We start from the raw sequence: 446 nt of genomic DNA, 5'->3' as shown, positions 1-446 counted from the left end.
GCTAAGTTGTTGCACTCAGTTATTGAGAATCACATGAACCCATGCAATGACGTTGATGAAGATAACTACTTGTCGGGGATCTTGGTTGAGCTCGAAGAAGCGATTGAATTACTGGAAAGCCTAGAGGCGTAACCATGGGGGATGTTACTTACATCGTGGGTAAATCTATTGCAGATTTACCCATCAATGACCCGATACACAAGCCTTGTCCAGATATGGCGGGGCTTGTGAATTACGACCCCGAAAAAACGCAGCGAGCGTGTTTTTTAATATCGAAGCTGCGTGAAAAGCACGGTATTAAAAAGCGCGTTAAGCCGGAGCCAAAGCCACTAAATTACACCTGTACCAATCGAGGGTGTATTGAGCCTTGGGGAGCAGTAAGTAATGCAAACAAGGAGTAACCTAATGACACTCGCACCTATCACTAGAGACTACCGCTGTAGCCA

The 446-nt window shown here is 45.7% G+C and carries 1 protein-coding gene; it reads left to right on the top strand.

Annotated features, from left to right (window positions below):
- Positions 1-134: 134 nt before the first annotated feature.
- A complete protein-coding gene (locus tag AACR11_RS13690; protein WP_079324792.1) occupies positions 135-401 on the top strand; it encodes a hypothetical protein in 267 nt (88 codons plus the stop codon).
- The last annotated feature ends 45 nt before the right edge of the window (positions 402-446 follow it).

The organism is Vibrio sp. L85, assembly GCF_963871815.1.
GTDB lineage: Bacteria > Pseudomonadota > Gammaproteobacteria > Enterobacterales > Vibrionaceae > Vibrio > Vibrio harveyi.
The sequence above is the reverse complement of the archived record's forward strand: the minus strand, read 5'-3'. Positions and strand labels throughout refer to the sequence as shown.